This window comes from Aliirhizobium wenxiniae, from assembly GCF_019511445.1.
GTDB lineage: Bacteria > Pseudomonadota > Alphaproteobacteria > Rhizobiales > Rhizobiaceae > Neorhizobium > Neorhizobium wenxiniae_A.
This window is the reverse complement of sequence record NZ_JAEUAN010000005.1, coordinates 65,884-89,880: the sequence shown is the minus strand read 5'-3', so window position 1 is coordinate 89,880 and position 23,997 is coordinate 65,884. Positions and strand designations below refer to the sequence as shown.

24 protein-coding genes, 2 pseudogenes and 1 riboswitch are annotated in these 23,997 nt (G+C 60.6%); of the genes and pseudogenes, 22 read left to right on the top strand and 4 right to left on the bottom strand.

What is annotated here, in order from left to right:
* Positions 1 to 203 precede the first annotated feature (203 nt).
* The 7 genes from rpsF (at position 204) to JNB91_RS08015 (ending at position 7,740) form a co-directional block, all read left to right on the top strand.
* A complete protein-coding gene (rpsF, locus tag JNB91_RS08045; protein ID WP_220324996.1) occupies positions 204 to 662 on the top strand; it encodes a 30S ribosomal protein S6 in 459 nt (152 codons plus the stop codon).
* A gap of 24 nt (positions 663 to 686) precedes the next feature.
* Positions 687 to 935, top strand: coding sequence for a 30S ribosomal protein S18 (rpsR, locus tag JNB91_RS08040; RefSeq protein WP_112457119.1), 249 nt, complete (start codon positions 687 to 689; stop codon positions 933 to 935).
* Positions 936 to 1,100: 165 nt separating this feature from the next.
* Positions 1,101 to 2,078 carry a DUF2232 domain-containing protein gene (locus tag JNB91_RS08035; RefSeq protein ID WP_220324995.1) on the top strand — a complete coding sequence of 326 codons (978 nt, stop codon included), beginning with the start codon at positions 1,101 to 1,103 and terminating at the stop codon, positions 2,076 to 2,078.
* Between the two features lie 21 nt (positions 2,079 to 2,099).
* Positions 2,100 to 2,675 carry a 50S ribosomal protein L9 gene (gene rplI / locus JNB91_RS08030; protein ID WP_220324994.1) on the top strand — a complete coding sequence of 192 codons (576 nt, stop codon included), beginning with the start codon at positions 2,100 to 2,102 and terminating at the stop codon, positions 2,673 to 2,675.
* A 162-nt stretch (positions 2,676 to 2,837) separates the two neighbouring features.
* Positions 2,838 to 3,818, top strand: coding sequence for a TAXI family TRAP transporter solute-binding subunit (locus JNB91_RS08025; protein WP_220324993.1), 981 nt, complete (start codon positions 2,838 to 2,840; stop codon positions 3,816 to 3,818).
* Between the two features lie 85 nt (positions 3,819 to 3,903).
* Positions 3,904 to 5,958: a TRAP transporter permease gene (locus tag JNB91_RS08020; protein ID WP_220324992.1), complete on the top strand. Its 2,055-nt coding sequence runs from the start codon at positions 3,904 to 3,906 to the stop codon at positions 5,956 to 5,958.
* Positions 5,959 to 6,237: 279 nt separating this feature from the next.
* A complete protein-coding gene (locus JNB91_RS08015) occupies positions 6,238 to 7,740 on the top strand; it encodes a replicative DNA helicase (RefSeq protein WP_220324991.1) in 1,503 nt (500 codons plus the stop codon).
* 56 nt (positions 7,741 to 7,796) lie between these two features.
* Here the strand turns inward: JNB91_RS08015 and JNB91_RS08010 are convergent, their stop codons facing one another.
* Complete coding sequence (locus JNB91_RS08010) at positions 7,797 to 8,474, bottom strand: energy-coupling factor ABC transporter permease (protein WP_220324990.1); 678 nt, start codon at positions 8,472 to 8,474, stop codon at positions 7,797 to 7,799.
* A 34-nt stretch (positions 8,475 to 8,508) separates the two neighbouring features.
* Positions 8,509 to 8,704: riboswitch (cobalamin riboswitch) on the bottom strand.
* Positions 8,705 to 8,810: 106 nt separating this feature from the next.
* Positions 8,811 to 9,317 carry a ClbS/DfsB family four-helix bundle protein gene (locus tag JNB91_RS08005; protein ID WP_220324989.1) on the bottom strand — a complete coding sequence of 169 codons (507 nt, stop codon included), beginning with the start codon at positions 9,315 to 9,317 and terminating at the stop codon, positions 8,811 to 8,813.
* A 230-nt stretch (positions 9,318 to 9,547) separates the two neighbouring features.
* On the opposite strand from JNB91_RS08005, the pseudogene alr reads away from it, so the two are divergent.
* The 15 genes and pseudogenes from alr to cimA all read left to right on the top strand — a co-directional run bounded on the left by alr (position 9,548) and on the right by cimA (position 23,298).
* Positions 9,548 to 10,719 (top strand): annotated as a pseudogene (gene alr, locus JNB91_RS08000) (alanine racemase).
* A 37-nt stretch (positions 10,720 to 10,756) separates the two neighbouring features.
* Positions 10,757 to 11,074 carry a type II toxin-antitoxin system ParD family antitoxin gene (locus JNB91_RS07995; protein WP_223218099.1) on the top strand — a complete coding sequence of 106 codons (318 nt, stop codon included), beginning with the start codon at positions 10,757 to 10,759 and terminating at the stop codon, positions 11,072 to 11,074.
* Positions 11,070 to 11,381 (top strand): type II toxin-antitoxin system RelE/ParE family toxin, encoded by a 312-nt coding sequence (locus tag JNB91_RS07990; RefSeq protein ID WP_220325223.1) that lies wholly within the window; start codon positions 11,070 to 11,072, stop codon positions 11,379 to 11,381. The genes JNB91_RS07995 and JNB91_RS07990 overlap by 5 nt, the downstream gene beginning before the upstream one ends.
* Before the next feature lie 7 nt (positions 11,382 to 11,388).
* Positions 11,389 to 12,804 (top strand): DNA repair protein RadA, encoded by a 1,416-nt coding sequence (radA, locus tag JNB91_RS07985; RefSeq protein WP_220324988.1) that lies wholly within the window; start codon positions 11,389 to 11,391, stop codon positions 12,802 to 12,804.
* 115 nt (positions 12,805 to 12,919) lie between these two features.
* Positions 12,920 to 13,507: a CvpA family protein gene (locus JNB91_RS07980; RefSeq protein WP_220324987.1), complete on the top strand. Its 588-nt coding sequence runs from the start codon at positions 12,920 to 12,922 to the stop codon at positions 13,505 to 13,507.
* Positions 13,508 to 13,645: 138 nt separating this feature from the next.
* Positions 13,646 to 15,148, top strand: coding sequence for an amidophosphoribosyltransferase (gene purF / locus JNB91_RS07975; protein WP_220324986.1), 1,503 nt, complete (start codon positions 13,646 to 13,648; stop codon positions 15,146 to 15,148).
* Positions 15,149 to 15,258: 110 nt separating this feature from the next.
* Positions 15,259 to 15,999 carry an SDR family NAD(P)-dependent oxidoreductase gene (locus JNB91_RS07970; RefSeq protein ID WP_220324985.1) on the top strand — a complete coding sequence of 247 codons (741 nt, stop codon included), beginning with the start codon at positions 15,259 to 15,261 and terminating at the stop codon, positions 15,997 to 15,999.
* Positions 16,000 to 16,098: 99 nt separating this feature from the next.
* Positions 16,099 to 16,707 carry a DedA family protein gene (locus tag JNB91_RS07965; protein ID WP_223218098.1) on the top strand — a complete coding sequence of 203 codons (609 nt, stop codon included), beginning with the start codon at positions 16,099 to 16,101 and terminating at the stop codon, positions 16,705 to 16,707.
* A 228-nt stretch (positions 16,708 to 16,935) separates the two neighbouring features.
* Positions 16,936 to 18,333 (top strand): cysteine--tRNA ligase, encoded by a 1,398-nt coding sequence (gene cysS, locus JNB91_RS07960; RefSeq protein WP_220324984.1) that lies wholly within the window; start codon positions 16,936 to 16,938, stop codon positions 18,331 to 18,333.
* A 301-nt stretch (positions 18,334 to 18,634) separates the two neighbouring features.
* Positions 18,635 to 18,997 (top strand): endonuclease domain-containing protein, encoded by a 363-nt coding sequence (locus tag JNB91_RS07955; RefSeq protein WP_220324983.1) that lies wholly within the window; start codon positions 18,635 to 18,637, stop codon positions 18,995 to 18,997.
* Positions 18,998 to 18,999: 2 nt separating this feature from the next.
* Positions 19,000 to 19,491 (top strand): GFA family protein, encoded by a 492-nt coding sequence (locus tag JNB91_RS07950; RefSeq protein WP_220324982.1) that lies wholly within the window; start codon positions 19,000 to 19,002, stop codon positions 19,489 to 19,491.
* The gene (locus JNB91_RS07945; protein WP_223218097.1) at positions 19,488 to 19,997 is read left to right on the top strand and encodes a GFA family protein; all 510 of its coding nucleotides are present in this window, start codon (positions 19,488 to 19,490) and stop codon (positions 19,995 to 19,997) included. Before JNB91_RS07950 ends, JNB91_RS07945 begins: the two co-directional genes overlap by 4 nt.
* On the top strand, positions 19,994 to 20,485 hold the full coding sequence (locus JNB91_RS07940) for a GFA family protein (RefSeq protein ID WP_220324981.1): 492 nt from the start codon (positions 19,994 to 19,996) through the stop codon (positions 20,483 to 20,485). Before JNB91_RS07945 ends, JNB91_RS07940 begins: the two co-directional genes overlap by 4 nt.
* Positions 20,482 to 21,441 (top strand): prolyl aminopeptidase, encoded by a 960-nt coding sequence (pip, locus tag JNB91_RS07935; RefSeq protein ID WP_220324980.1) that lies wholly within the window; start codon positions 20,482 to 20,484, stop codon positions 21,439 to 21,441. The genes JNB91_RS07940 and pip overlap by 4 nt, the downstream gene beginning before the upstream one ends.
* A gap of 237 nt (positions 21,442 to 21,678) precedes the next feature.
* Positions 21,679 to 23,298: a citramalate synthase gene (cimA, locus tag JNB91_RS07930; protein ID WP_220324979.1), complete on the top strand. Its 1,620-nt coding sequence runs from the start codon at positions 21,679 to 21,681 to the stop codon at positions 23,296 to 23,298.
* 15 nt (positions 23,299 to 23,313) lie between these two features.
* Here the strand turns inward: cimA and JNB91_RS07925 are convergent.
* Together JNB91_RS07925 and JNB91_RS07920 are read right to left on the bottom strand one after the other, a co-directional pair.
* Positions 23,314 to 23,586: pseudogene (locus tag JNB91_RS07925) on the bottom strand (type II toxin-antitoxin system RelE/ParE family toxin); the annotation flags it as partial.
* A 21-nt stretch (positions 23,587 to 23,607) separates the two neighbouring features.
* Positions 23,608 to 23,868, bottom strand: a complete 261-nt coding sequence (locus tag JNB91_RS07920) for a ribbon-helix-helix domain-containing protein (protein ID WP_220324978.1) — start codon at positions 23,866 to 23,868, stop codon at positions 23,608 to 23,610.
* Positions 23,869 to 23,997: the final 129 nt, after the last annotated feature.

Below are 23,997 nucleotides of genomic sequence, written 5' to 3'. Positions count from 1 at the left end.
GGCTGAACGGAGGGCCGATCGGCATCGGGTTATCCCGGCGCGGATCGCAGGAACCACAAGTGTTCCGGCCTCCCGTGTCTCCGCTCTCGACCGTCTCGATACAACACTTTTCTTGCCGACCCACAAGGTCAACAGGAGCAGTCGTTGAGGCTTAGCCGCCGAACCCGGGTGACACAACAACCGCAAGAAAAGGCAAAGCTTACATGGCTCTTTACGAACACGTATTCCTTGCCCGGCAGGATATGTCCGCTCAGCAGGTTGAAGCCCTCGTCGAACAGTACAAGGGCGTCATCGAAGCTAATGGCGGCAAGGTCGGGCGCGTAGAAAACTGGGGCCTCAAGTCCCTGACCTACCGCATGAAGAAGAACCGCAAGGCTCACTACGCTCTGATGGACATCGATGCTCCGGCTGCTGCCGTGCACGAAATGGAACGCCAGATGCGCATCAACGAAGACGTTCTTCGCTACATGACGCTCGCCGTCGAGAAGCACGAAGAAGGCCCGTCTGCCATGATGCAGAAGCGCGACCGTGACGACCGTCCGCGTGACGACCGTGGCCCGCGCCGCGAATTCGGCGATCGTGGCCCGCGCCGCGAATTCGGCGATCGCCCTCCGCGTGAAGGCGGCTTCGAGCGCGCACCGCGCCCGGCTCGCGAATCCTAATCTGGGTCTCAAGGAGAAAACACAATGGCTGACGTATCCTCGTCCCCGGCACGCCGTCCTTTCCATCGTCGTCGCAAGACCTGCCCCTTCTCGGGCGCAAATGCACCGAAGATCGACTACAAGGACGTTCGTCTCCTGCAGCGCTACATTTCCGAGCGCGGCAAGATCGTACCTTCGCGTATCACCGCAGTTTCCCAGAAGAAGCAGCGCGAACTGGCCCAGGCCATCAAGCGCGCCCGTTTCCTCGGCCTGCTGCCTTACGTCGTATCGTAATTGATACCGGACCTGCCGATCTTTTCGGCGGGTCCATTCTCCCTTCCGCGTTGGGCGCGGATCGGAAACAGAAGTAACCAAACCCCATGTTGGGGATGAAGCGCCTGTCAAATTGATTCAGGCCTGTCCCCTAACTGCTTGATCTGGCAGGACAGCGAGAGCGTAATGAACAAGACACAGACAGTACTGCCCACCGGCATTCTGGCCGGCGTTGTTGCTACCCTCCTCGTGATGGGTGCGAACGCGCAGTCGTCTCTTGCCGCCATCCTTTATGCTGCATCCGCCCTGCCTATCCTGATTGCCGGCCTCGGCTGGGGCAATCGCGCCGCAATTACCGGCATCGTCACCGCAGCCATTCTTGGCGCGATCCTGATTTCCCCGATTTTCGCCGTGACCATGGCGGTCGCCACGCTGATCCCGGCCGGCTGGCTGTCGCATCTCGCCAATCTGGCGCGCCCGGCCTCCGAACTGGGCGGTCCCGATCATCTCGTCGCCTGGTACCCGATTTCCGATATTCTGCTGCATCTGTGCGGCCTCGTGACCATCGCTGTCATCGCGCTCGGCGTCGCCATCGGCTATGGACCTGAACTGGTCGGCCAGGTGGTCGATGCCATGACAGCTGCCATCCAGACGCAGGAGCCGGGCCTTGCGCTCGATCCCGCCGGTGTGGCCCAGTGGAAATCCACGATGCTTTTGATGCTGCCGATGGTTCAGGGCGGCATGTGGGTGCTCTTCCTCTTTGCGGCCTTCTATATCGCCATGCGCATCGTCTCGCGCTCGGGCGGCGCACTGCGCCCTCGCGAAGACATGCCGTCGGCGCTGCGCATGAACCGCCACGCCATCTTCATTTTTCTCGGCGGTATCGTGCTGACCTTTTTCGGCGGCGTGCCTGCGATGGTCGGCGCCACGATCTGCGGCACATTCGGCGCAGGCTTCCTGATGTCGGGCTTTGCCACCATCCATTTCCGCAGTCAGGGCAAGGACTGGCGTCTGCCTGTCCTTATCCTCGCATACCTCTCCTCCATGCTCGTCTTTCCTGCTTTCGCGATCCTCGTGCTCGGTCTCATGGACACCCGCCGAACCATCGCGCTGACGCCGGCTAAGAACGACATGGATCAGAACACACCCAATCCAGAAAATTGAGAACTAGAAAGGAACTCCAACATGCAAGTCATTCTGCTTGAACGCATCGCCAAGCTCGGCCAGATGGGCGAAACCGTAAAGGTTCGCGACGGTTACGCTCGTAACTTCCTGCTGCCGCAGGGCAAGGCGCTGCGCGCCAACGACGCCAACAAGAAGCGTTTCGAAGCTGAGCGTGCAACGCTCGAAGCCCGTAACCTCGAGCGCAAGGGCGAAGCCCAGACGGTTGCCGACGCTCTCGCCGGCAAGACCTTCGTCATCGTTCGTTCGGCTGGCGAAACCGGCCAGCTCTACGGTTCGGTTGCTGCCCGCGACGTCATGGACGCCCTGGCTGCCGAAGGCTTCAACATCGGCCGCAACCAGGTCGACCTGAACCACCCGATCAAGGCTATCGGCCTGCACGAAGTCACCCTGCACCTGCACTCGGAAGTCGAGATCCAGATCTCGGTCAACGTTGCCCGTTCGGCTGAAGAAGCCGAGCGTCAGGCCCAGGGCGAAAGCCTCACCTCCGCTGACGCCATCTACGGCGTTGACGAAGACGCACTGCGTCCGGAAGACTTCTTCGATCCGGAAGCTGATCGCGACGGCGACGACGAATAAGATCTGGCCTTACCGCCAACAGAAGCCTCCGGTTCCGCCGGGGGCTTTTTTTGTTCTGCGAGACACCCGATGCAATCACGAATTCGGGCAAAATTGTGTCAACGCTTGACAGACGATCACTCCCTTCTCCATCCTGTCGGTAATGACAAGAAAGGGAGCATCATGACCATCAGCAGAAAATTCGTGGCGCTTGGCGCTGCAATTGCAATCGTGGCAGGCGTCGGCATTGCCGCCGCGCAGACGCCGGCCTTCTTCCGCATCGGCACAGGCGGCACGGCCGGCACCTATTACCCGATCGGCGGCCTGATCGCGAACGCCATCTCCGGCGCCGGCGACAAGGGCGTTCCTGGCCTCGTTGCCACGGCCGTCGCCTCCAACGGTTCGGTCGCCAATATCAACGCCATCCAGGGCGGCTCGATGGAATCGGGCTTCACCCAGTCCGACGTCGCCTTCTGGGCGCATAGCGGTACCGGGCTTTACGAGGGCAAGGGCAAGGTCGAAGACCTGCGCCTGATCGCGACGCTGTATCCGGAAACCATCCATCTCGTCGCCTCGAAAAATTCCGGCATCAAGTCGGTGGCCGACCTCAAGGGCAAGCGCGTCTCCATCGATGAACCCGGCTCCGGCACGATCGTCGACGCACGCATCGTTCTTGCCGCCTACGGGCTCAAGGAAAGCGACATCAAGGCCGAGCACCTGAAACCAGGTCCGGCTGGCGAGCATCTGCGCGACGGCGGCCTCGACGCCTATTTCTTTGTTGGTGGTTATCCAACCGGCGCAATTTCCGAACTCGCCACGTCCTCGGGCATCTCGCTCATCCCGATCAGCGGCCCGGAAGTGGACAAGCTGATGTCGGAATACAAGTTCTTCGCCAAGGACACGGTGCCGGAAGGCGCCTATCAGGGTGTGGGTGCCACCGAGACGATTTCTGTCGCTGCCCAGTGGGTCACCAGCGCCAAGCAATCGGAAGACCTCGTCTACAACATCACCAAAACGATGTGGAACGACGCCACCCGCCAGGCACTCGATGCCGGCCATGCCAAGGGCAAGATGATCACGCTGCAGAACGCCGTCACCAGTCTCGGCATTCCGCTGCATCCGGGTGCGGAAAAATTCTACAAGGAAGCCGGCGTGCTGAAATAGCCGTCGATCGACCACCGATCAGATGCGGCGGCCCGCAGCCTGCAGGCCGCCGTTTTCGACTGTTCGCATAACAGGATGAGATACGATGGCGACCGAAAACGGCGACAAGATCGCACCGATGGAACTCGATGAAGCAAAGGCGCGTGAACTGGAAGAGCAGTTCGACGCCGAAATCCGCTTCCGCGCACTGGCGCCGGCGGCAGCAAAGCTGATCGGCGCGCTGCTCGTCGCGCTGTCGATTTTCCATTATTATACCGCCGGTTTCGGCCTTCTGTCGGAAATGGTCCATCGCGGCATCCATCTTTCCTTCGTTCTCGGCCTGATCTTTCTGGTTTTTCCGTTCAAGCGCCGCGATTCGGCGGAGCCTCCGAAATCGACCCTCCTGCGTCCGCTTGGCATTTCATTGCTTGACTGGGCGCTGGCGATCGGCGCCGTCGTCGCGGTCCTTCATGTCCCCCTCATCCCGCTTGATGATCTCGCCTTCCGCGTCGGCAATCCGACCACAACCGATGTCGTGCTCGGCGGCCTTCTGGTCCTCGTGCTTCTGGAAGCGACGCGCCGCTCGGTCGGCTGGCCGCTGCCGGTCATCGCGCTTCTGTTCATGGCCTATTCCATCTGGGGGCCGTCCATGCCGGGTATTCTCGTACATCCCGGCGCGACCTTCTCGCAGCTGATCAACCATCTCTATCTGACGACGCAGGGGATTTACGGTATCGCGCTCGGCGTGGTGGCGACCTATGTCTTCCACTTCGTCCTGTTCGGCGTGTTTGCCACCCGCATCGGGCTTGGCCAGTTGTTTCTCGATTGCGCCGCCTGGGTCGCAGGGCGTTATGCCGGCGGCCCGGCGAAGGTGTCGATCTTCGGATCGGCGCTGTTCGGCATGATTTCCGGCTCTTCGGTCGCCAATACGGTGACGGTCGGATCGCTCACCATCCCGGCGATGATCCGCCTCGGCTACAAGCGCACCTTTGCTGCCGCCGTCGAATCGGCCTCATCGACAGGCGGCCAGATCACGCCGCCGATCATGGGGGCTGCTGCCTTCCTGATGATCGAGTTCCTCAACCTGCCCTATACGACGATCATCGTCGCCGCGATCGTGCCGGCCTTCATGCACTTCTTCGGCGTGCTGGTTCAGGTTCATTTCGAAGCCAAGCGCAACGGCTTGCGCGGCATGACGTCCGACGAAATGCCTGACCTGAAGGAAGCCTTCAAGCGTGACTGGCCGACCGTCATCCCGCTCGTCGTACTGATCGCGGTACTGATGTCGGGCTACACGCCCTATCTTGCAGCTTTCTGGGGCATCACGCTCTGCATCGCCGTCGGCCTTCTCAATCCGCGTCGGCGCATGTCGTTCACCGAACTCTTCGAAGGCCTGCGCGACGGGGCGAAATACGCGCTTGCCGTCGGTGCGGCTGCGGCAACCGTCGGCATCATCGTCGGCGTTGTGACGCTCACCGGCGTCGGCTTCAAGATTTCCTATATTGTCACCTCGACGGCTGCGCAGATGGCAACCTTTGTCGGCGCTATCCTGCCAACGGGCATGTTCTCCGCAACCGGGTTGACGCTGCTGTTCACCCTCATCATGACCGGCGTCGTCTGCATCCTGATGGGCTGCGGCATTCCGACGACGGCGAACTACATCATCATGGCGACGATTGCCGCGCCGACGCTCGGCATGCTTGGCGTAGAACCTATCGTGGCGCATTTCTTCGTCTTCTATTACGGCGTGCTGGCCGATATCACGCCGCCGGTGGCGCTTGCGGCCTATGCGGCGGCGGGCATGGCGGGGGCCGATCCGTTCAAGACGGGTAACACCGCTTTCCGGCTCGGGCTCGGCAAGGTTCTGGTGCCATTCGTCTTCGTCTTCTCGCCATCCCTGCTGTTGGTGACCGCCGATTTCACCTGGAGCAATTTCTTCCTCGCCTTCTTCGGCTGCGTGCTCGGCATCACCTGCCTGGGGGCAGCCCTTTCCGGCTGGATGCTGACGCGGACGCAGAAATGGGAACAGGTGCTGCTGATAGTTGCCGCAATCCTGCTGGTCGTACCCGAACTGATATCGTCGCTCATCGGAGTGGCCCTGATCATTCCGGTTCTGCTGCGGCAGGTTTCGGCATCACGGGCACCGGCTGCGGCCGCCTGAGCCCCATTTCCACCATCCCACCCAAAACGCCCGGCGCATTGCCGGGCGTTTTTTTGTCTCTTTCACGGCGTATAATGGGCCGGTTCCAGTTGAGTCGCCGCCAGCCTTCGGGCGATCACAGTCAACCGGATTTATCGCTTCATTAGTTTTTTTGTTTCGCGTAAATGACGCCTGCTGTGGATAGCTGTGGGTAACAGCCGAAGGCGAAATGCATGGTTTCGGGGCGGTGCAGTTACCACTAGAACCGAGACCTTGAACGGACAGGACGGGTAGAAGATCATGAACGAAGTCGCGCGCAATCTGGCATCTCTGAGCAACAAGGATGCAGCGCCGCACTATCGCGAGGCGCCGAACAACATCGAGGCCGAACAGGCGCTGCTCGGTGCGATCCTGGTCAATAACGACGCCTATTACCGCGTTTCGGACTTCCTGAAGCCGCCGCATCTCTACGAGCCCCTGCATCGCAAGATCTACGAGGTCGCCGGCGATATCATCCGCATGGGCAAGACCGCCAACCCGATCACGCTGAAGACTTTTCTGCCGGCCGACGACAAGGTGGGCGATCTGACCGTCGCGCAATATCTCGCGCGTCTTGCCGCCGATGCCGTATCGATCATCAACGCGGAAGACTACGGCCGGGCGATCTACGATCTGGCGCTTCGCCGCGCGCTGATCACCATTGGCGAGGATGTCGTCAACATTGCCTATGACGCACCACTCGACATGCCGCCGCAGAGCCAGATCGAAGACACCGAACGCCGCCTGTTCGAACTTGCCGAAACCGGTCGTTACGACGGCGGTTTCCAGTCGTTCAACGATGCGGTGGCAATCGCCATCAATATGGCCGGTGAAGCGTTCGAGCGTGATGGCCAGCTATCGGGCATCTCGACCGGCATCCTGTCGCTGGACGGCAAGATGGGCGGGTTGCAGCGCTCCGACTTGATCGTGCTTGCGGGACGTCCGGGTATGGGCAAGACCTCGCTTGCCACCAACATCGCCTATAATATCGCGGCAGCCTACGAGCAGGACATTGCGCCTGACGGATCGTTCAAGGCCAAGAATGGCGGCGTCGTTGGCTTCTACTCGCTCGAAATGTCGTCCGAACAGCTGGCGACACGTATCATCTCCGAGCAGACGGAAGTGTCGTCGTCCAAAATCCGTCGCGGTGACATTACCGAGGCTGATTTCGAAAAACTCGTCGCCTGCTCCCAGATGATGCAGAAAGTGCCGCTGTTCATCGACCAGACCGGTGGTATCTCGATCGCCCAGCTTTCCGCCCGTGCCCGCCGCCTGAAGCGACAGCGCGGCCTCGATTGCCTGGTGGTGGACTATATCCAGCTGATGACCGGTTCCGGCAAGTCGGGTGAAAACCGCGTGCAGGAAATCACCCAGATCACCACGGGCCTGAAGGCGCTCGGCAAGGAACTCAACGTGCCGATCATCGCACTGTCGCAGCTGTCGCGCGGTGTCGAAAGCCGCGAAGACAAGCGCCCGCAGCTCTCCGACCTTCGCGAATCGGGCTCGATCGAGCAGGACGCCGACGTCGTGCTCTTCGTGTTCCGTGAGGAATACTATGTGAAGAACATGGAGCCCCGCGATCTTTCCGATCCGAAATATCCGGAATGGGAAGCGCATATGGAGCGCGTCAAGGGTACGGCGGACGTCATCATCGCCAAGCAGCGTCACGGACCGACCGGCACCGTCAAGCTCGCCTTCCAGTCGGAATTCACCCGCTTTACCGATCTGGCCGAACCGAGCTTCGTCCAATACGAGGAACCTTGATCGAACCAGCCTCGCCGGGCAACCTCGGCGAGGCTGAATGGTCTCAGGCGCTCGCTTTAGGCTGCGTTATGCACACGCCTCGTGACGAAGCCGGAACCGTTCAGAGCGCTCAAGGTCTTGGCAACGGCAAGCACGGCAAGGTCGGCCAGCGGCTCGATCAACACGACCGACATATAGGCAATCCCGAACGTGCCAATCGCCATCAGATTGTCAGCAGCAAAGCCTGCGCCGTAAAACGCCCAGAACGCAACCCAGGCCACGACACCGGCCTGATAGGCTGTCGATAGTTTCAACGCCTGCATATAGGTGAGGTCGACATAAGCGGTTCCCGGCGCGATGACGCGGTCCGCAAGCGCCTTTACCGCAAACAACGGAACCAGCAGCGTCGTGACATTCATTCCATATTGCGGCAGGTCCGCCGGGGCGAAGAACAGGCCCTGGATTGCAAGACCGAGCGCCAAACCGATTGCCGCAGGGGCTGCACCGAACAGCAGGAATAACGTCGACCCGAGAATGAAATGCACCTCGGACACGCCGACTGCATAATGCGGCAGAAGTTCAAAGAACGAGAAAACTGCCGCGGCCGTAATCACTGTGCGCGAGGCCAGCGAGACGAGCCCCTGTTGCCGGATCGTGTCCCGCGCCAGTTTCAATGTGAAAAGCCCCGCCCCTGCTGCGGTGGCATAACTCAGAATGATTTTTGCCCCGTCCACGAGGCCCGGTTCGATATGCATATGTGCTCCTGTCCGTCACACCCGACGGTCGTTGATTGATCAGATGCACAGGGTCGGTCTCCTGACTCACGGGTCGATGCCTTGTCGAACCTTCCCATGGCGCAAGGCCACAGTGGTGTTTCGAAAAGCTCGCCGCTCACAGTCGCGGGGGCGGTCGGGTTCAGTTTGAAACTGCCCTTGTTCCCATGCGGTCGACTAATGCCGGCCGCACCATGTGCGGGAATGAGGTATCAATTTCCCGCAAAGGCAGCAAACGGCAGCAGTCGAAATCGCACCAATCTACAGCTGTCATAGGGTCGCATGCCGCAAGGCGGGATCATCAGGCGTCGGCGACACTCACCCCTGCGCCTTCAGCCATTTGCGAAGGCGTGCCCGTGCATTGGCGTAGGGCGATGACGTGTTGAACTGGATCATGCGCCCCTTGGTCCATTTGCCGTACCAGCCCTTGCCGTAAAGCTCGTCGTTTGACCGATCGGTGATTGTCGAGACCAGTAGTTGCTTCACTGCCCTCAGTCGCTCCAACCGCTCGGGCCATTCGAGCGCCTCGTGGTCCGCATAGAATTTTCGGGCAAGTGGTCCCAGCTCATTCCATTTGAACCCCGTCTCAGGGAAATCGACCGGCTCGCCCCTGTCATCCCGGTCCAGCCATTTCAGCACCAGCTCGTTCCAGCCGATCAGATAGGCAACGAGATCGGTCGGGCTCATCATTGTGCCCGTCACGTGTCCCTGCATGGATGCCTCCCCCGCCCGCGCTTCTGGCACGCGGGCAAGATCGGCCCAAAGCCTTTCGAAACTCGTGGAGATCGCCGCAAGAAGGTCTCGCCTGGAACCTGGGACAGCCATGGATGCGCCTGCAGATATCGTTCAAATACGGCCTCAAGGCTACGCCCCACTCTGCGCGAGATGAAGTCGTCCAGCTGTCGCAGTCGGATCGCGAACTGGAGACGACCTGACTGGCCGCTTGTCAAAAGCCTGTGCGGAGAACCTGAATCTCGTCTACCGGCCTTTTTCCGGCTGACAAAAAGTTTAGGATCGATCACCCACAGTTCAGAAGCATACCGATCGAGACCATCATGACAGAACAGACCGATTTCGACAGCGAAGACACCTATCCGGATGATTTCGACATCGCCCCCGTCCGGCTGACCGTCGATCTCGGCGCGCTCGTCGATAACTGGAAAGAGATGGCGCGCCGCTCCGGAACGGCCGCGACCGCTGCCGTCGTCAAAGCGGATGCCTATGGCCTGGGTCTCGAAGACTGCGGCACGGCACTTTACGAAGCCGGTGCGCGCGACTTCTTCGTTGCCGTAGTGCAGGAAGGCGTGACGCTCAGGACTTATGCGCCCGACGCCCGCATCTACGTTCTCTCCGGCATCTGGCCGGGCCAGGAACGACTGTTTTACGAAAACGATCTGGTTCCCGTGATCATCTCCGAAGAGCAGCTCGCCTTCTGGATGTCGGTGACGGCAGAACATGGCGACCATCCTTGCGCGCTGCACGTCGATACCGGCTTTAACCGGCTGGGCCTGCCGCTGGAGGAAGCGATCGCCTTTGCCGAGGACGTCTCGCGCCCGGCGAGCTTCTCCCCGGTTCTCGTCATGTCGCATCTTCACAGCGGCGATTCGCCGGCCTCGCCGCTCAACCGGGCACAGCTTGAGTCTTTCCAACGGGTTGCCGCGGCTTTCGAAGGCGTTCCTGCAAGTCTTTCGGCTTCTGCCGGCATCTTCCTCGGTCCCGAATACCATTTCGACCTCACCCGCCCCGGCATTGCCGCCTATGGCGGTGAGGCCGTCAACGGCATGAAGGGGTTGAAGCTGTCGCCAAGGCCGAAGCCCGAATCCTGCAGATCCGCGAGGCACCTTCCGGCTCGACGGTCAGCTATGGCGCAACCCACCAGCTTTCGCGCAACAGCCGGCTTGCCATCGTCTCGGCCGGTTACGCGGACGGCTATATCCGCTCGCTGTCCGGTTCCGGCGTGCCGATCCGGGCGGGCGGTGCGCCCGGCGCCTTCGGCTTCATCGCCAATACCCGCGTGCCCGTCATCGGTCGGGTGACCATGGACCTCACCATTTTCGATGTCACCGACGTGCCGGAAGGCGCAATCCGCGCCGGCGATTATATCGAACTGTTCGGCCCGAACATCGCGCTTGACGATGTGGCACGTGCGGGCGGCACGATCGGCTACGAAATGCTGACCAGCATCGGCCTGCGCCACGAGCGGCGTTACCTCTACCCGGACAACTGATCGTCCGGGCCGATCTCCGCTTGAAAAACCTTCCCTCTTGGAAGCTGAAAATCTTCGTGCTAAAGGAGAACAAAAGGAGATCGAAATGACCGGGATCCATCTCAGTGATGAGCATCAGGCCTTTATCGATAAATTGGTGAAGGCCGGTTTCTACAAGGATGCAAATGCGATCGTGGCCGGCGCCCTGCGCCTGCTGCAGCAGAAGGATGACGAGTTCTTCGAGCTGCAGAGGCTGATCCAGGAAGGGATTGACGATGTAGAGGCCGGGCGCGTCCATCGCTATGAATCGGCTGAGGATATGCTGAGCGACATCCAGAAGATGTCCGCGACCAAGAAGACGGGGACCCGCTATTAGGAGCCGGAAACCCGCCTGGTCGCCCCGAGCGAGGGCGGATCTCTTCGAGGACCATGGCTATATCGCCCATGAGAACTCGCTAGCCGCCGACCGTTTCTTTCTTGATATCTACCGTAAAGTCGAAGCCTTTGCCCGCAACGGATTGACGGGGACGGATCGCCGTGAATTCGGCGACGGCATCCGAAGCTTTACCTACCGTGAGCGGATTATCTTCTTCAAACTGTCCGACACCGAACTGACTGTTTTACGTGTCCTGCACGGGCGCCAGAACATTTCTCCAAGCTATTTCCAAGACAGCGAAACCTGATCAACTCATGGCAAAAACCAAAACCCAATTCGTGTGCCAGAACTGCGGCACGGTGCATAGCCGCTGGGCCGGCAAGTGCGATGGCTGCGGCGAGTGGAACACGATCGTCGAGGAAGACCCGATGGGCGGCATCGGCGGCGGTCCCGGAAAGGCGCCGAAAAAGGGTCGCGCCGTGGCGCTGACCACGCTTTCCGGCGAAACCGAACAGGCGCCGCGCATATTCACCGGCATTTCCGAACTCGACCGCGCCACCGGCGGCGGTTTTGTGCGCGGCTCGGCCGTGCTGATCGGCGGCGATCCGGGCATCGGCAAGTCGACGCTGCTGATGCAGGCAGCCGCCGCCCTTTCCCGCCGCGGCCATCGGATCATCTACGTCTCGGGCGAAGAAGCGGTCGCCCAGGTACGCCTGCGCGCCCAGCGCCTCGGTGCGGCGGATAGTGATGTGCTGCTTGCCGCCGAAACCAATGTTGAAGACATTCTTGCAACCATTTCCGAAGGCAAACGCCCCGATCTGGTGATCATCGATTCTATCCAGACTCTGTGGAGCGATACGGCCGACAGCGCCCCCGGCACCGTCACCCAGGTGCGCACCGGCGTGCAGGCGATGATCCGCTTTGCGAAGCAGACGGGTTCTGCCATGGTTCTCGTCGGGCATGTGACGAAGGAAGGCCAGATCGCCGGTCCCCGCGTCGTCGAGCACATGGTCGATGCCGTGCTTTATTTCGAGGGCGACCGCGGCCATCACTACCGCATCCTGCGCACGGTCAAGAACCGTTTCGGACCGACCGACGAGATCGGCGTGTTCGAAATGTCCGATAACGGCTTGCGCGATGTTACCAACCCGTCGGAACTGTTTCTCGGCGAGCGCAATGCCAAGTCTCCGGGGGCCGCTGTCTTCGCCGGGATGGAAGGTACGCGTCCGGTTCTGGTCGAAGTACAGGCGCTGGTGGCGGCCACCTCGCTCGGCACGCCGCGCCGCGCCGTGGTCGGGTGGGATAGTTCCCGTCTTGCGATGATCCTTGCCGTGCTCGAAGCCCATTGCGGCGTCAGGCTCGGTCAGCACGATGTCTATCTCAATGTCGCCGGCGGCTATCGTATCTCGGAACCTGCCGCAGACATGGCAATTGCATCGGCGCTCGTCTCCTCGCTTGCCGGCACCGCCCTGCCCCCGGATTGTGTCTTCTTCGGCGAAATCAGCCTGTCGGGAGCCGTACGCCCCGTCTCGCAGACATCCCAGCGATTGAAAGAAGCGGAAAAACTCGGCTTTGCCGGCGCCATGCTGCCGGCCACCTCGGCGGAACTGCCGAAAAACAGCAGCGCGCGCTGGACGATGATCGAGGATCTGCCCGATCTCGTTGCCCGCATTGCCGGATCGGCCAAGAAACTGGGGAAAGGCCATGAAAATGCCGGTGAAGATGATTGATCTTCCGTTAATGACTTGGCTGATGTAAGACACTGCGCCCAATGCTGGAATGCCGGACGGAAATGCCGGTTTCAGCCGGCAGGTGTGGAACGGCAGGTTCTGGAGTAGAGTTTACATGCCCATTACGATCTTCGACGGTGTTGTCATCGGCGTCACCCTGTTTTCTGCGGTGCTTGCCATGGTCCGCGGCTTTTCCCGCGAAGTGCTGTCGATTGCAGCCTGGGCCGGCTCGGTTGCCGCTGCCTATTACCTTTATCCGCTGGCTGTGCCCTATGCGGAAAAATACACGTCCGACCATCGTATCGCGATTGCCGCCTCGGCCGGCATCATCTTCCTGATCGCGCTGATCGTCATCTCCTTCATCACCTCGCGGATCGCCGATTTCATCATCGACAGCCGCATCGGCGCGCTGGACCGTACGCTCGGCTTTCTCTTCGGCGCTGCCCGCGGCATCCTGCTGCTCGTCATCGCTACTGCCTTCTGGAACTGGCTGGTGCCGGTCAAGGCGCAGCCGACCTGGGTGGTGGATGCGAAGTCAAAGCCTTTCCTCGATACGCTTGTCGGTCGTTTGGAAGCCGTATTGCCAGAGGATATCGAGCCGCAGATCCGCGCTCGCATCACCGGCAAGGAAGAAGCGCCGGCGGATGTCCAGCCCGGCCAGGAACTGCCGCCGGTGGGCGACGCACCTGCTACAAATAATTGACGCTGTGTTGCGCTTGATGCAGCGCAATTCGTCACCATTTGTGGTATGACTTGAATTCAGGTAGAGAGCGGGCTGGCACCGGGGACGTAAATTCCCCGGCCGGCCTTTCCATTTTAAGATCAAGGGCACAGGCTCACGATGGACCAGTCGGCTTCACAATCCTTCGACATCAACCATTCCAACGAATGGGAGGACGATACGCTGCATGAAGAATGCGGCGTGTTCGGCATTCTCGGTCATCCGGATGCGGCAACACTGACGGCACTCGGCCTGCATGCGCTTCAGCATCGTGGTCAGGAAGCCGCCGGTATCGTTTCCTTCGACGGTCTGCGCTTCCATTCGGAACGTCGCATGGGCCTCGTCGGCGACCATTATACGGACCCGGCAACGCTCGCCAAACTGCCCGGCAATATCTCCATCGGTCACGTCCGTTATTCGACAACCGGCGAAGTGGCGCTCAGAAACGTGCAGCCGCTGTTTGCAGAACTGGAAGTCGGCGGCATCGCGATCGCGCATAACGGCAATTTCACCAACGGCCTGACACTCCGCCGTCAGCTGATTGCCGGTGGCGCTATCTGTCAGTCGACATCGGATACCGAAGTCGTCCTTCACCTCATCGCCCGCTCCCGTTACTCCTCCACTGCCGACCGCTTCATCGATGCAGTCCGCCAGATGGAGGGCGGTTATTCGATGGTGGCGATCACCCGCACCAAGCTGATCGCCGCCCGTGATCCCACCGGCATCCGTCCGCTGGTCATGGGCGAGCTTGATGGTAAGCCGGTGTTTGCATCGGAAAGCTGCGCACTCGATATTATCGGCGCAAAGTTCGTCCGTGACGTCGAAAACGGCGAAGTCATTATCTGCGAAATCCAGCCGGACGGCTCGATCTCGATTGACGCCCGCAAGGCCGGCAACGGCCAGCCGGAGCGCCTCTGCCTGTTCGAATATGTCTATTTCGCCCGTCCTGACTCGGTCGTCGGCGGCCGCTCGGTTTACGTGGCGCGCAAGAACATGGGCATCAATCTGGCCAAGGAAGCTCCGGTCGACGCCGATGTCGTCGTGCCGGTTCCGGATGGCGGCACGCCGGCAGCGCTCGGTTATGCCCAGCAGAGCGGCATTCCGTTCGAATACGGCATCATCCGTAACCACTATGTCGGCCGTACCTTCATCGAGCCGACGCAGCAGATCCGCGCTTTCGGCGTGAAGCTGAAGCATTCGGCCAACCGGGCGATGATCGAGGGCAAGCGCGTCGTGCTGGTCGACGATTCGGTCGTTCGCGGCACCACGTCTTTGAAGATCGTGCAGATGATCCGCGATGCCGGTGCCAAGGAAGTGCACCTGCGCGTTGCCAGCCCGATGATCTATTATCCCGACTTCTACGGCATCGACACGCCGGACCGGGAAAAGCTGCTCGCCAACCAGTATGAGAACCTGGAAGCGATGTGCAAATATATCGGTTGTGACAGCCTTGAATTCCTGTCGATCAATGGCCTTTATCAGGCTGTCGGCGGCGAGGATCGCAACGATGCGCGCCCGCAGTTCACCGACCACTATTTCACCGGCGACTATCCGACCCGTCTTCTCGACAAGGACGGCGAAGCGGTGGGTCGCAAGGTCTCGCTGCTCGCCAGCAACGGTTGAACCTGACGCGAAGACCGGTTTCCAACAACCGATAAACATTCTAGAAGGCTGCGGAAACGCGGCCTTCTTTTTTGGCCTCGAAATCAGATTGACTAAGCGGGGCGGGAAACATGACCATCGATCTCAAAGGCAGGATTGCGCTTGTCACCGGCGCATCGCGGGGCATCGGCTATTTCACGGCGCTGGAACTGGCCAAGGCCGGTGCGCATGTGATTGCCTGCGCCCGCACGGTCGGCGGGCTGGAAGAACTGGATGACGCGATCAAGGCCGCCGGCGGCTCGGCGACGCTCGTTCCCTTCGATCTTTCCGACATGGAAGCGATCGATCGTCTGGGGGCATCGATTTTTGAACGCTGGGGCAAGCTCGACATTCTCGTCGCCAATGCCGGCATTCTCGGCGTCATCGCCCCGGTCGCCCATGTGGAAGCCAAGGTGTTTGACCGCGTGATGACCACCAATGTCACGTCAATGTGGCGCCTGGTCCGGTCGCTGGAACCGCTGCTGGTCAAATCCGATGCCGGTCGCGCGATCCTGCTCTCTTCCGGCGTCGCCACCAATCCCCGTGCCTTCTGGGGCGCCTATGCGATGTCGAAGGCGGCGGTCGAGACGATGGGCCGGATCTGGGCCGAGGAAATGGCGCATACGCCGCTCAAGATCAACATGGTCAATCCGGGCGCGACCCGCACCGCCATGCGCGCCCAGGCCATGCCCGGCGAAGACCCGGAAACCCTGCCGCATCCGTCGGAAGTCGCTGCAAAAATCCTGCCGCTTGCCTCACCGGAGATGATCGACAGCGGCCGCCTGTTCGTCGTGCGCGAAAACCGCTTCGTCGATTACCGGCTGCCGGAGTGAAGAGGGCATAGTGCGATAAGATCCGGCATGACTTTGGCTGCGGTTCCCCTAATTTGATGACGCAGACCTGAAACATCCCGCCATGCCGGAGACTTGTCCTTGCCGTTCGAACATTTCTCGCTGGAACACCTGATTTCCCAATATGGCGTGCTGGCGGTATTTCTAGGCGCAGCCTTCGAGGGAGAGACTGCGGTTTTTCTTGGCGGGGTTTTCGCGCATCGACATTTTATGCAGTGGTGGGAAGCTGCCACGGCAGCCGCACTCGGTTCATTTGCCGCCGATCAGGCGTGGTTCTTCGCAGGGCGTTATGCCAACCGGCTCGCTATTGTGCAGCGATTTCTCGCAACCGATGCGGCACAGAAGGTCAATGATCTGCTCGAAGCCCATCCGACCGGCTTCATCCTCGCCTTCCGCTTCATCTATGGCATGCGGACGGTCAGCCCGATTGCAATCGGCCTCAGTTCCGTGCCGGCGATCCGTTTCGTCGTCCTCAATTTCATCGCAGCCGTTGTCTGGGCCGTGCTGATCACCACGATCGGTTATCTGTTCGGCGACGCGGTCGAAATGCTGTTCGGGCGTTTGAGGCTGCATCTGCATCTGGTCATCGCAATCCTCGTGATCGTCGCCGTCGTTGTTGCCCTGGCATTCGTATCGAAACGGTATCTCGCCACACTCTTTCAGGATGCTTCGACAGGATCCGGCAAATAGAGCGAAAAGCACATCGGCGCTGCCGGCACGCGCCTCCCTCCCCTTGACCAAATCCGCCACCCGCGCCATAACCGACCGCATGAAAACGACGATTTCCATTTGTGGGAAGATTATCCGCTAGCGTTCGCGCTGGTCCGGCCGTTTTCGTCTCTCGAAAAGCCTTGAAGACAAACGCCCCGGTCCGGTACCGGTCGCGGCACGTCTTGATGACCTTGGGAGAATTTTTCGATGAGCGCCACGCTCAAGCTATACAATACCTTGATCCGCGAGAAATCGGTGTTCCAGCCGATCGATGCCGACAATGTGCGCATGTATGTCTGCGGCCCGACGGTCTATGATTTTGCCCATATCGGCAATGCCCGCCCGGTCATCGTGTTCGACGTGCTGTTCCGGCTTTTGAGCCACGTCTACGGCGACACCCATGTCACCTATGCCCGCAACATCACCGACGTCGATGACAAGATCAACGCGCGTGCCCTGCGCGACTTTCCGCATCTGCCGCTCAACGACGCCATCCATGCGGTGACGGAAAAGACGGCAAAGCAGTTCCATGCGGATGTGGCGGCGCTGGGCTGCCTCGAGCCGAGTGTCGAGCCGCGCGCCACCGACAATATTTCCCAGATGATCGAGATCATCGAAAAGCTGATCGCCCGCGGCCATGCCTATGTGGCGGAAGGCGAAGTGCTGTTCGACACGAAATCGATGAGCGATTACGGCCAGCTTTCCAAGCGTCCTCTGGATGAACAGCAGGCCGGCGCCCGCGTGGCCGTCGATGCGCACAAGAAGAACCCGGGCGATTTCGTGCTGTGGAAGCTGTCTTCCCATAACGAACCCGGCTGGGAGAGCCCATGGGGCCGCGGCCGTCCGGGCTGGCATATCGAATGCTCGGCAATGAGCGGCCGTTATCTCGGCGAAGTGTTCGACATCCATGGCGGTGGGCTGGACCTGATTTTTCCGCACCACGAAAACGAGATCGCCCAGTCGCGCTGCGCCCATGGCACTGAAGTGATGGCGAATGTCTGGATGCATAACGGCTTCGTGCAGGTCGAAGGCAAGAAGATGTCGAAATCCGACGGCAACTTCATCACCATCAACCAGCTGCTGGAGACCGACACATTCGGCGGCCGCAAGTGGCCGGGCGAAGTGCTGCGGCTTGCGATGCTGATGACGCATTACCGCGAGCCGATCGACTTTTCGGTGAAGCGGCTTGAGGAGGCAGAAAGGCTTCTGGCCAAGTGGCCTGCTGTCGATCCGTCCGAAATCCCGGAAGGCACCGCGCCCTGCCCGATCGTGATCGAAGCACTTGCCGACGATCTGAACTCGGTTGCCGCCGTGCAGCGCATCCACGCCTTGGCGCAGGAAGCCAATGCCGACAGGACTCTTCTGCCGATGTTTGCTGCCAGCGCCGCACTTCTCGGTGTGCTGCCGACGAAGACGGAAGTTGATGAAGCGCTTGCGGGTGCCGTCGATGCGCTTGTCGCCATGCGGCTTGAAATGCTGAAGGCGAAGAACTTTGCCGAGGCAGACAAGATCCGCGACGAACTGTCGGCCAAGGGCATCCAGCTGAAGGACGGCAAGGATGCGGCTACCGGCGAGCGGGTGACGACCTGGGAGGTCAAGCGGTAGAATGGTTACGGCAGCGGCAGTTGCTACCCCCCTCTGCCCTGCCGGCTTGCCTGGGCCGAGCCACGGGTCTCGTCCCGCCCTTCGAGCCCCCCACAAGGGGGGAGATCAGCAAGCCGCATGCTCCCCGCCAAATAGGGATCGCCGGGAAGTATTCGCCTTTGCGCGAGAAAAAAGCGGCAATCTCAGCCTTGGATTGAGCCGGCGGGTTCGCTACTCTCCAATCTCCCCCCTTGTGGGGGAGATGTCCGGCAGGACAGAGGGGGGCGATCTCCACACCGCAGCAGACCACGAGGAGCATGACATGCCGCATGCCCCGGTCTCACCCAAGCTTCGCACCAACGCCAGACGCATGCGCAAAGCGTTGACGGATGCCGAACTGAAACTCTGGAACGCCCTTCGCGCCCATCGCCTGATGGGGCTTGGCTTTCGCCGCCAGGTGCCGATTGCCGGATATGTTGCGGATTTCGCCTGCCCCACGCATCACCTTATCGTCGAGGTCGATGGTTCCCAGCACGGCAATGATCACGACCTCGCTTATGACGCGGCAAGAACCCGGCGCCTGCAACAGGACGGCTGGACGGTTTTGCGTTTCTGGAATGACGATGTCATGACGGATATCGACAATGTCTGCCTGCATATCCTGAAGACAGTCGGGGAGGCATGATGATGACCCAGATCCATACCGGTGGCTGCCAGTGCGGCGCCATCCGTTATCGCGCAGAAGGCGAGATCGGTTTTCCGCATGTCTGCCATTGCCGCATGTGCCAGAAGGCGGCGGGGAATTATTTCATGCCGTTCGGCGGCGTGAGGCATGAGAATTTCACGCTGACCCGCGGCGAGCCTGCATGGTTCCAGTCCTCCGACACCGTGCGGCGCGGCTTCTGTCGTGATTGCGGCACGCCGCTGTTCTATGACAGCGGGCACGATCATGTCAGCATCACGCTCGGCTCCCTCGATGCTCCGGAAAGCGTCAAGCCGGAGATGCAGACCAATCTTGAGCGCAAGATGCCGTGGTTCGGTCAGCTCGACGGGCTCCACCATGAACCCGGCATGGATACGACGCCGCAGCAGGCTGCCGGGATTGTCAAAAGCAGCCGGCAGCATCCCGACCACGATACGCAACATTGGCCGAAAGCCGGATCGGAGTTCTGGATTTGACCCATCATTTCCATACCGGCGGCTGCCAGTGCGGTGCGGTTCGTTTCGTCATCGAAGGCAAGCCGAGCCAGTCGTCGATCTGTCACTGTCGCATGTGCCAGAAGGCGTTCGGCGCCTATTATGCACCGTTGATCTCGACACGCGGCGCAAGCTTTCGCTGGACACGCGGAGCGCCGAAACAGTTTCCTTCATCGAACCATGTCGTTCGCGGTTTCTGCGGCAATTGCGGCACCCCGCTGACCTATGAGGCCGCCGACGGCATTGCCGTGTCTGCCGGTGCGCTGGACGATCCTTCGGCCCTGCCGCCCTCGATCCAGTACGGTGTCGAGGCGAAGGTGCCGTTCGTCGATCACCTCGGCGCACTGCCGGCGCATCATACGATGGACGATATCGCGGAAGCCCCCTTCCTTGCCGATATCGTCTCCAACCAGCATCCCGACCACGACACGGACACATGGCAACCGGTTCCCGCCTCAGGCGGAACCACCAAGGAGGATGATGCATGAGCGAGACGACGAGATCAGACGCCCCAAGAACCGGCGGATGCCAGTGCGGCGCCGTGCGCTTCAGGATCCATGGCCAGCTTGGCCGCGCCTCGATCTGCCATTGCCGCATGTGCCAGAAGGCTTTTGGCGGCTTCTTCGGGCCGCTTGTCTCGGCACCGCAGGATGGTGTCGAATGGACCCGCGGCGAGCCGACCTATTTCCAGTCTTCGGTCAATATCGACCGCGGCTTCTGCAAGCGCTGCGGCACGCCGCTCACCTATCGTCACCCTCAGGGCATCGAGATTGCCATCGGCGCCTTCGACGAGCGCGATGATCTGGCGCCGCAGGTTCAGGTCAACCATGCGTTCAAGCTGCCCTGGGTCGAGACGATCTTCGATGCGCCGGTGCACAAGGACGTCGATTATTACGACCGGCAGGAGCAGATCATCTCCTTCCAGCATCCCGACCACGATACCGAGAACTGGCCCGAGAAAGGCTTGCATCTGTGACCGACATTCTGCGCACGCTCTATCCCGTCTCCACCCCTTACGACACCGGCACGATGGATGTCGGCGACGGGCATGTAATCTACTGGGAACGCCATGGCACCAAGGGCACGAAACCCGTCGTCTTCCTGCATGGCGGACCGGGCGGCGGGATCACGCCGATCCAGGCACGGCTGTTCGATCCGGACCTTTACGACATCCTTCTGTTCGACCAGCGCGGCTGCGGCCGCTCGACACCGCATGCGGGGCTTGAAGCCAATACGACCTGGCATCTCGTCGCTGATATCGAACGGCTGCGTGAAATGGTCGGCGTCAACAAGTGGCAGGTCTATGGCGGTTCCTGGGGTTCGACACTGGCGCTGGCCTATGCCGAGACGCACCCGGATCGCGTTACCGAGCTTCTTTTGCGCGGCGTCTATACCCTGACGAGGCCGGAGCTTGACTGGTACTACCAATTCGGCGTCTCGGAAATGTTCCCCGACAGGTGGGAGGCCTTCGTCGCCCCCATTCCTGAGGCCGAGCGCCACGAAATGATGGCCGCCTATCACCGCCGCCTGACCGGCACAGACCGGGCGCAGCAGATCGCCTGCGCCAAGGCATGGAGCGTGTGGGAAGGCTCAACGATCACGCTTTTGCCGGAACCGGCCCTCGCCTCGAAACACGACGAAGACCATTTCGCCCTCGCCTTCGCTCGGATCGAAAACCATTTCTTCGTCAATGCCGGCTGGCTGGATGAAGGTCAGTTGCTGCGTGATGCGACGAAGCTTTCCGGTATTCCGGGCGTCATCGTGCACGGCCGCTACGACATGCCCTGCCCGCTCAAATATGCCTGGCAACTGTCGAAGGTCTGGACCGATGCGGATTTTCACATCGTAGAAGGTGCAGGCCACGCCGTGTCCGAACCGGGGATCACCGACCGGCTGATCCGGGCGACGGATAGGTTTGCGGGGAAGAGTTAGGGCAATGCACCCAGCTTTTACCCCCCTCTGCCCTACCGGGCATCTCCCCCACAAGGGGGGAGATCAGCTGGGCGCGCGCTCCCAACTCCCAACTGATGTTTCAGCTGGAGGCTGTCGTTTTTCGGGAGCAGAGGTCCTGCCACTTGTGATCTCCCCCCTTGTGGGGGAGATGGTCGGCAGACCAGAGGGGGGTAACGCCGCCGCCATCATAACCATACCGCTCTGGGAGGAGCATCCATGACGACCCGAGACCGCATATATCTCTTCGACACCACCCTTCGTGACGGGCAACAGACGCCCGGCGTCGATTTCTCCGTCGAGGACAAGATCGCGATTTCGGCGATGCTGGATGAATTCGGCTTCGATTATGTCGAGGGCGGGTATCCCGGCGCCAATCCGACCGACACGGCCTTTTTCACCGAAAAGCGCACGTTGACAGCAAAATTCGTCGCCTTCGGCATGACCAAGCGCGCCGGCATTTCCGCTTCCAACGATCCGGGCCTTGCGACACTGCTGCAGGCCAAGAGCGATGCCGTCTGTTTCGTCGCCAAGAGCTGGGACTATCACGTCAAGGTCGCACTCGGCTGCACAAACGAGGAAAACCTCGTCTCCATCCGCGAGAGCGTCGAAGCGGCCAAGGCTCAGGGCAAGGAGCCGCTGGTCGATTGCGAGCACTTTTTCGACGGCTACAAGGCCAATCCGGAATACGCGCTGGCCTGCGCCCGCACCGCCCATGAGGCCGGAGCGCGGTGGATCGTGCTTTGCGACACCAATGGCGGCACGCAGCCGAACGAGGTGCGCGAGATCGTCTCCGCCGTCATCGCGGCCGGGATTCCCGGCGAAAATCTCGGCATCCATGCCCATGACGACACCGGGCAGGCGGTCGCCAATTCGCTTGCCGCCATCGAGGCGGGCTGTCGGCAGGTGCAGGGTACGCTCAACGGCATCGGTGAGCGCTGCGGCAATGCCAATCTGATCACGCTGATCGCCACGCTCTGTCTGAAGGAGGCCTATGCCTCCCGCTTCGAGACTTCGATCGACCCGGAGCGGCTGTCGGGGCTGACGCGTCTTTCGCATTCCTTCGACGAGCTTCTCAACCGCTCGCCCAATCATCAGGCGCCTTACGTTGGAGCATCCGCCTTCGCCACTAAGGCCGGCATCCACGCCTCGGCGCTGCTCAAGGACCCGCGCACCTACGAGCATGTGACGCCGGACAGCGTCGGCAACCTGCGCAAGGTCATGGTGTCTGACCAGGGCGGCAAGTCGAACTTCATCAACGCGCTGAAGCGCCGCGGCATAGAAGTCGCCAAAGACGATCCGAAGCTCGATCACCTGATCTCTATCGTCAAGGAACGCGAAGCCTCGGGCTATGCCTATGAAGGGGCCGATGCGAGTTTCGAACTGCTTGCCCGCCGTACGCTCGGCACAATCCCGGAATTCTTTTCGATCGACGGTTTTCGCGTGATGGTCGAGCGTCGTTTCGACAGTCTAGGACGCATCAAGATCGTGTCTGAGGCGGTGGTGAAGATCGTCATCGACGGCGAAAACCATATGTCGGTGGCGGAGGGCGACGGCCCGGTCAACGCGCTCGATCTGGCGCTCAGAAAAGACTTTGGGAAATACCAGAACGAGATCGATGATCTGGTTCTTGCGGACTTCAAGGTACGTATCCTCAACGGCGGCACCGAGGCCATCACTCGCGTGTTGATCGAATCCACCGATGGAAGCGGTGTTCGCTGGTGGACGGTCGGTGTGTCGGAAAACATCATCGATGCCTCGTTCCAGGCCCTGATGGACTCGGTCATCTACAAGCTGATGAAGAACCGGGAACTGGCGGGTCGGATCGCGGCGGAGTGAGCGGACGACATCACGTCACGCAGGATCATCGGACATCCAGTGCGATGTATCCCGCATGCCGTGCACGACGGCAATGACGAGAATTCCATAGGGCGCTGGCTCATAGATAGCGATGTAGCGCCCCTCGATGAGCAACCGCGCCCGTTCGGCGATATCCGGACGGGCGACACCCATTTCGGGATGCAGGGCGGCAAGATCGAATTTGTCGAAGAGCCGATCAATAAAGCCGTCCGCGGCCGGTTCGTTGTCCGCGGCAATGGTTCGCCAGATTTCCCGCAGGTCGTTTTGCGCGCGCGGGTCAGGCGATAGTCAGGCACGTGAGGAGCGTCCCTGCTTCAAGCCTTGAAGAAATTCGTGCCGGTCGACGCTCTCCCCCTCACCGCTTGCTTTGCCGTCAGCATAGGCGCGCCGGAGATATTCAAGCTCAATCGCCCTGACCTCTTCGCGCTGCTCCCAAAGGCGCAGGGCATCACGAACGATTTCACTGTTGGAGGCGTAGTCGCCGCTATCAACAGCATCCTTCATCCGTTCGGCCTGTTTAAGCGTCAACGAAACAGTGAGTGTGCGCATGGACGTTGCTTTCATGGGAAGCAGCTTACCACAAGCTACAAATCCTAACAAAGCTTGTTGGGATTTGTGACATCAAAAATTGGATCGCCAAGTTTCATCCAGACCAATCCTCATTTCCGCAATGCTTTT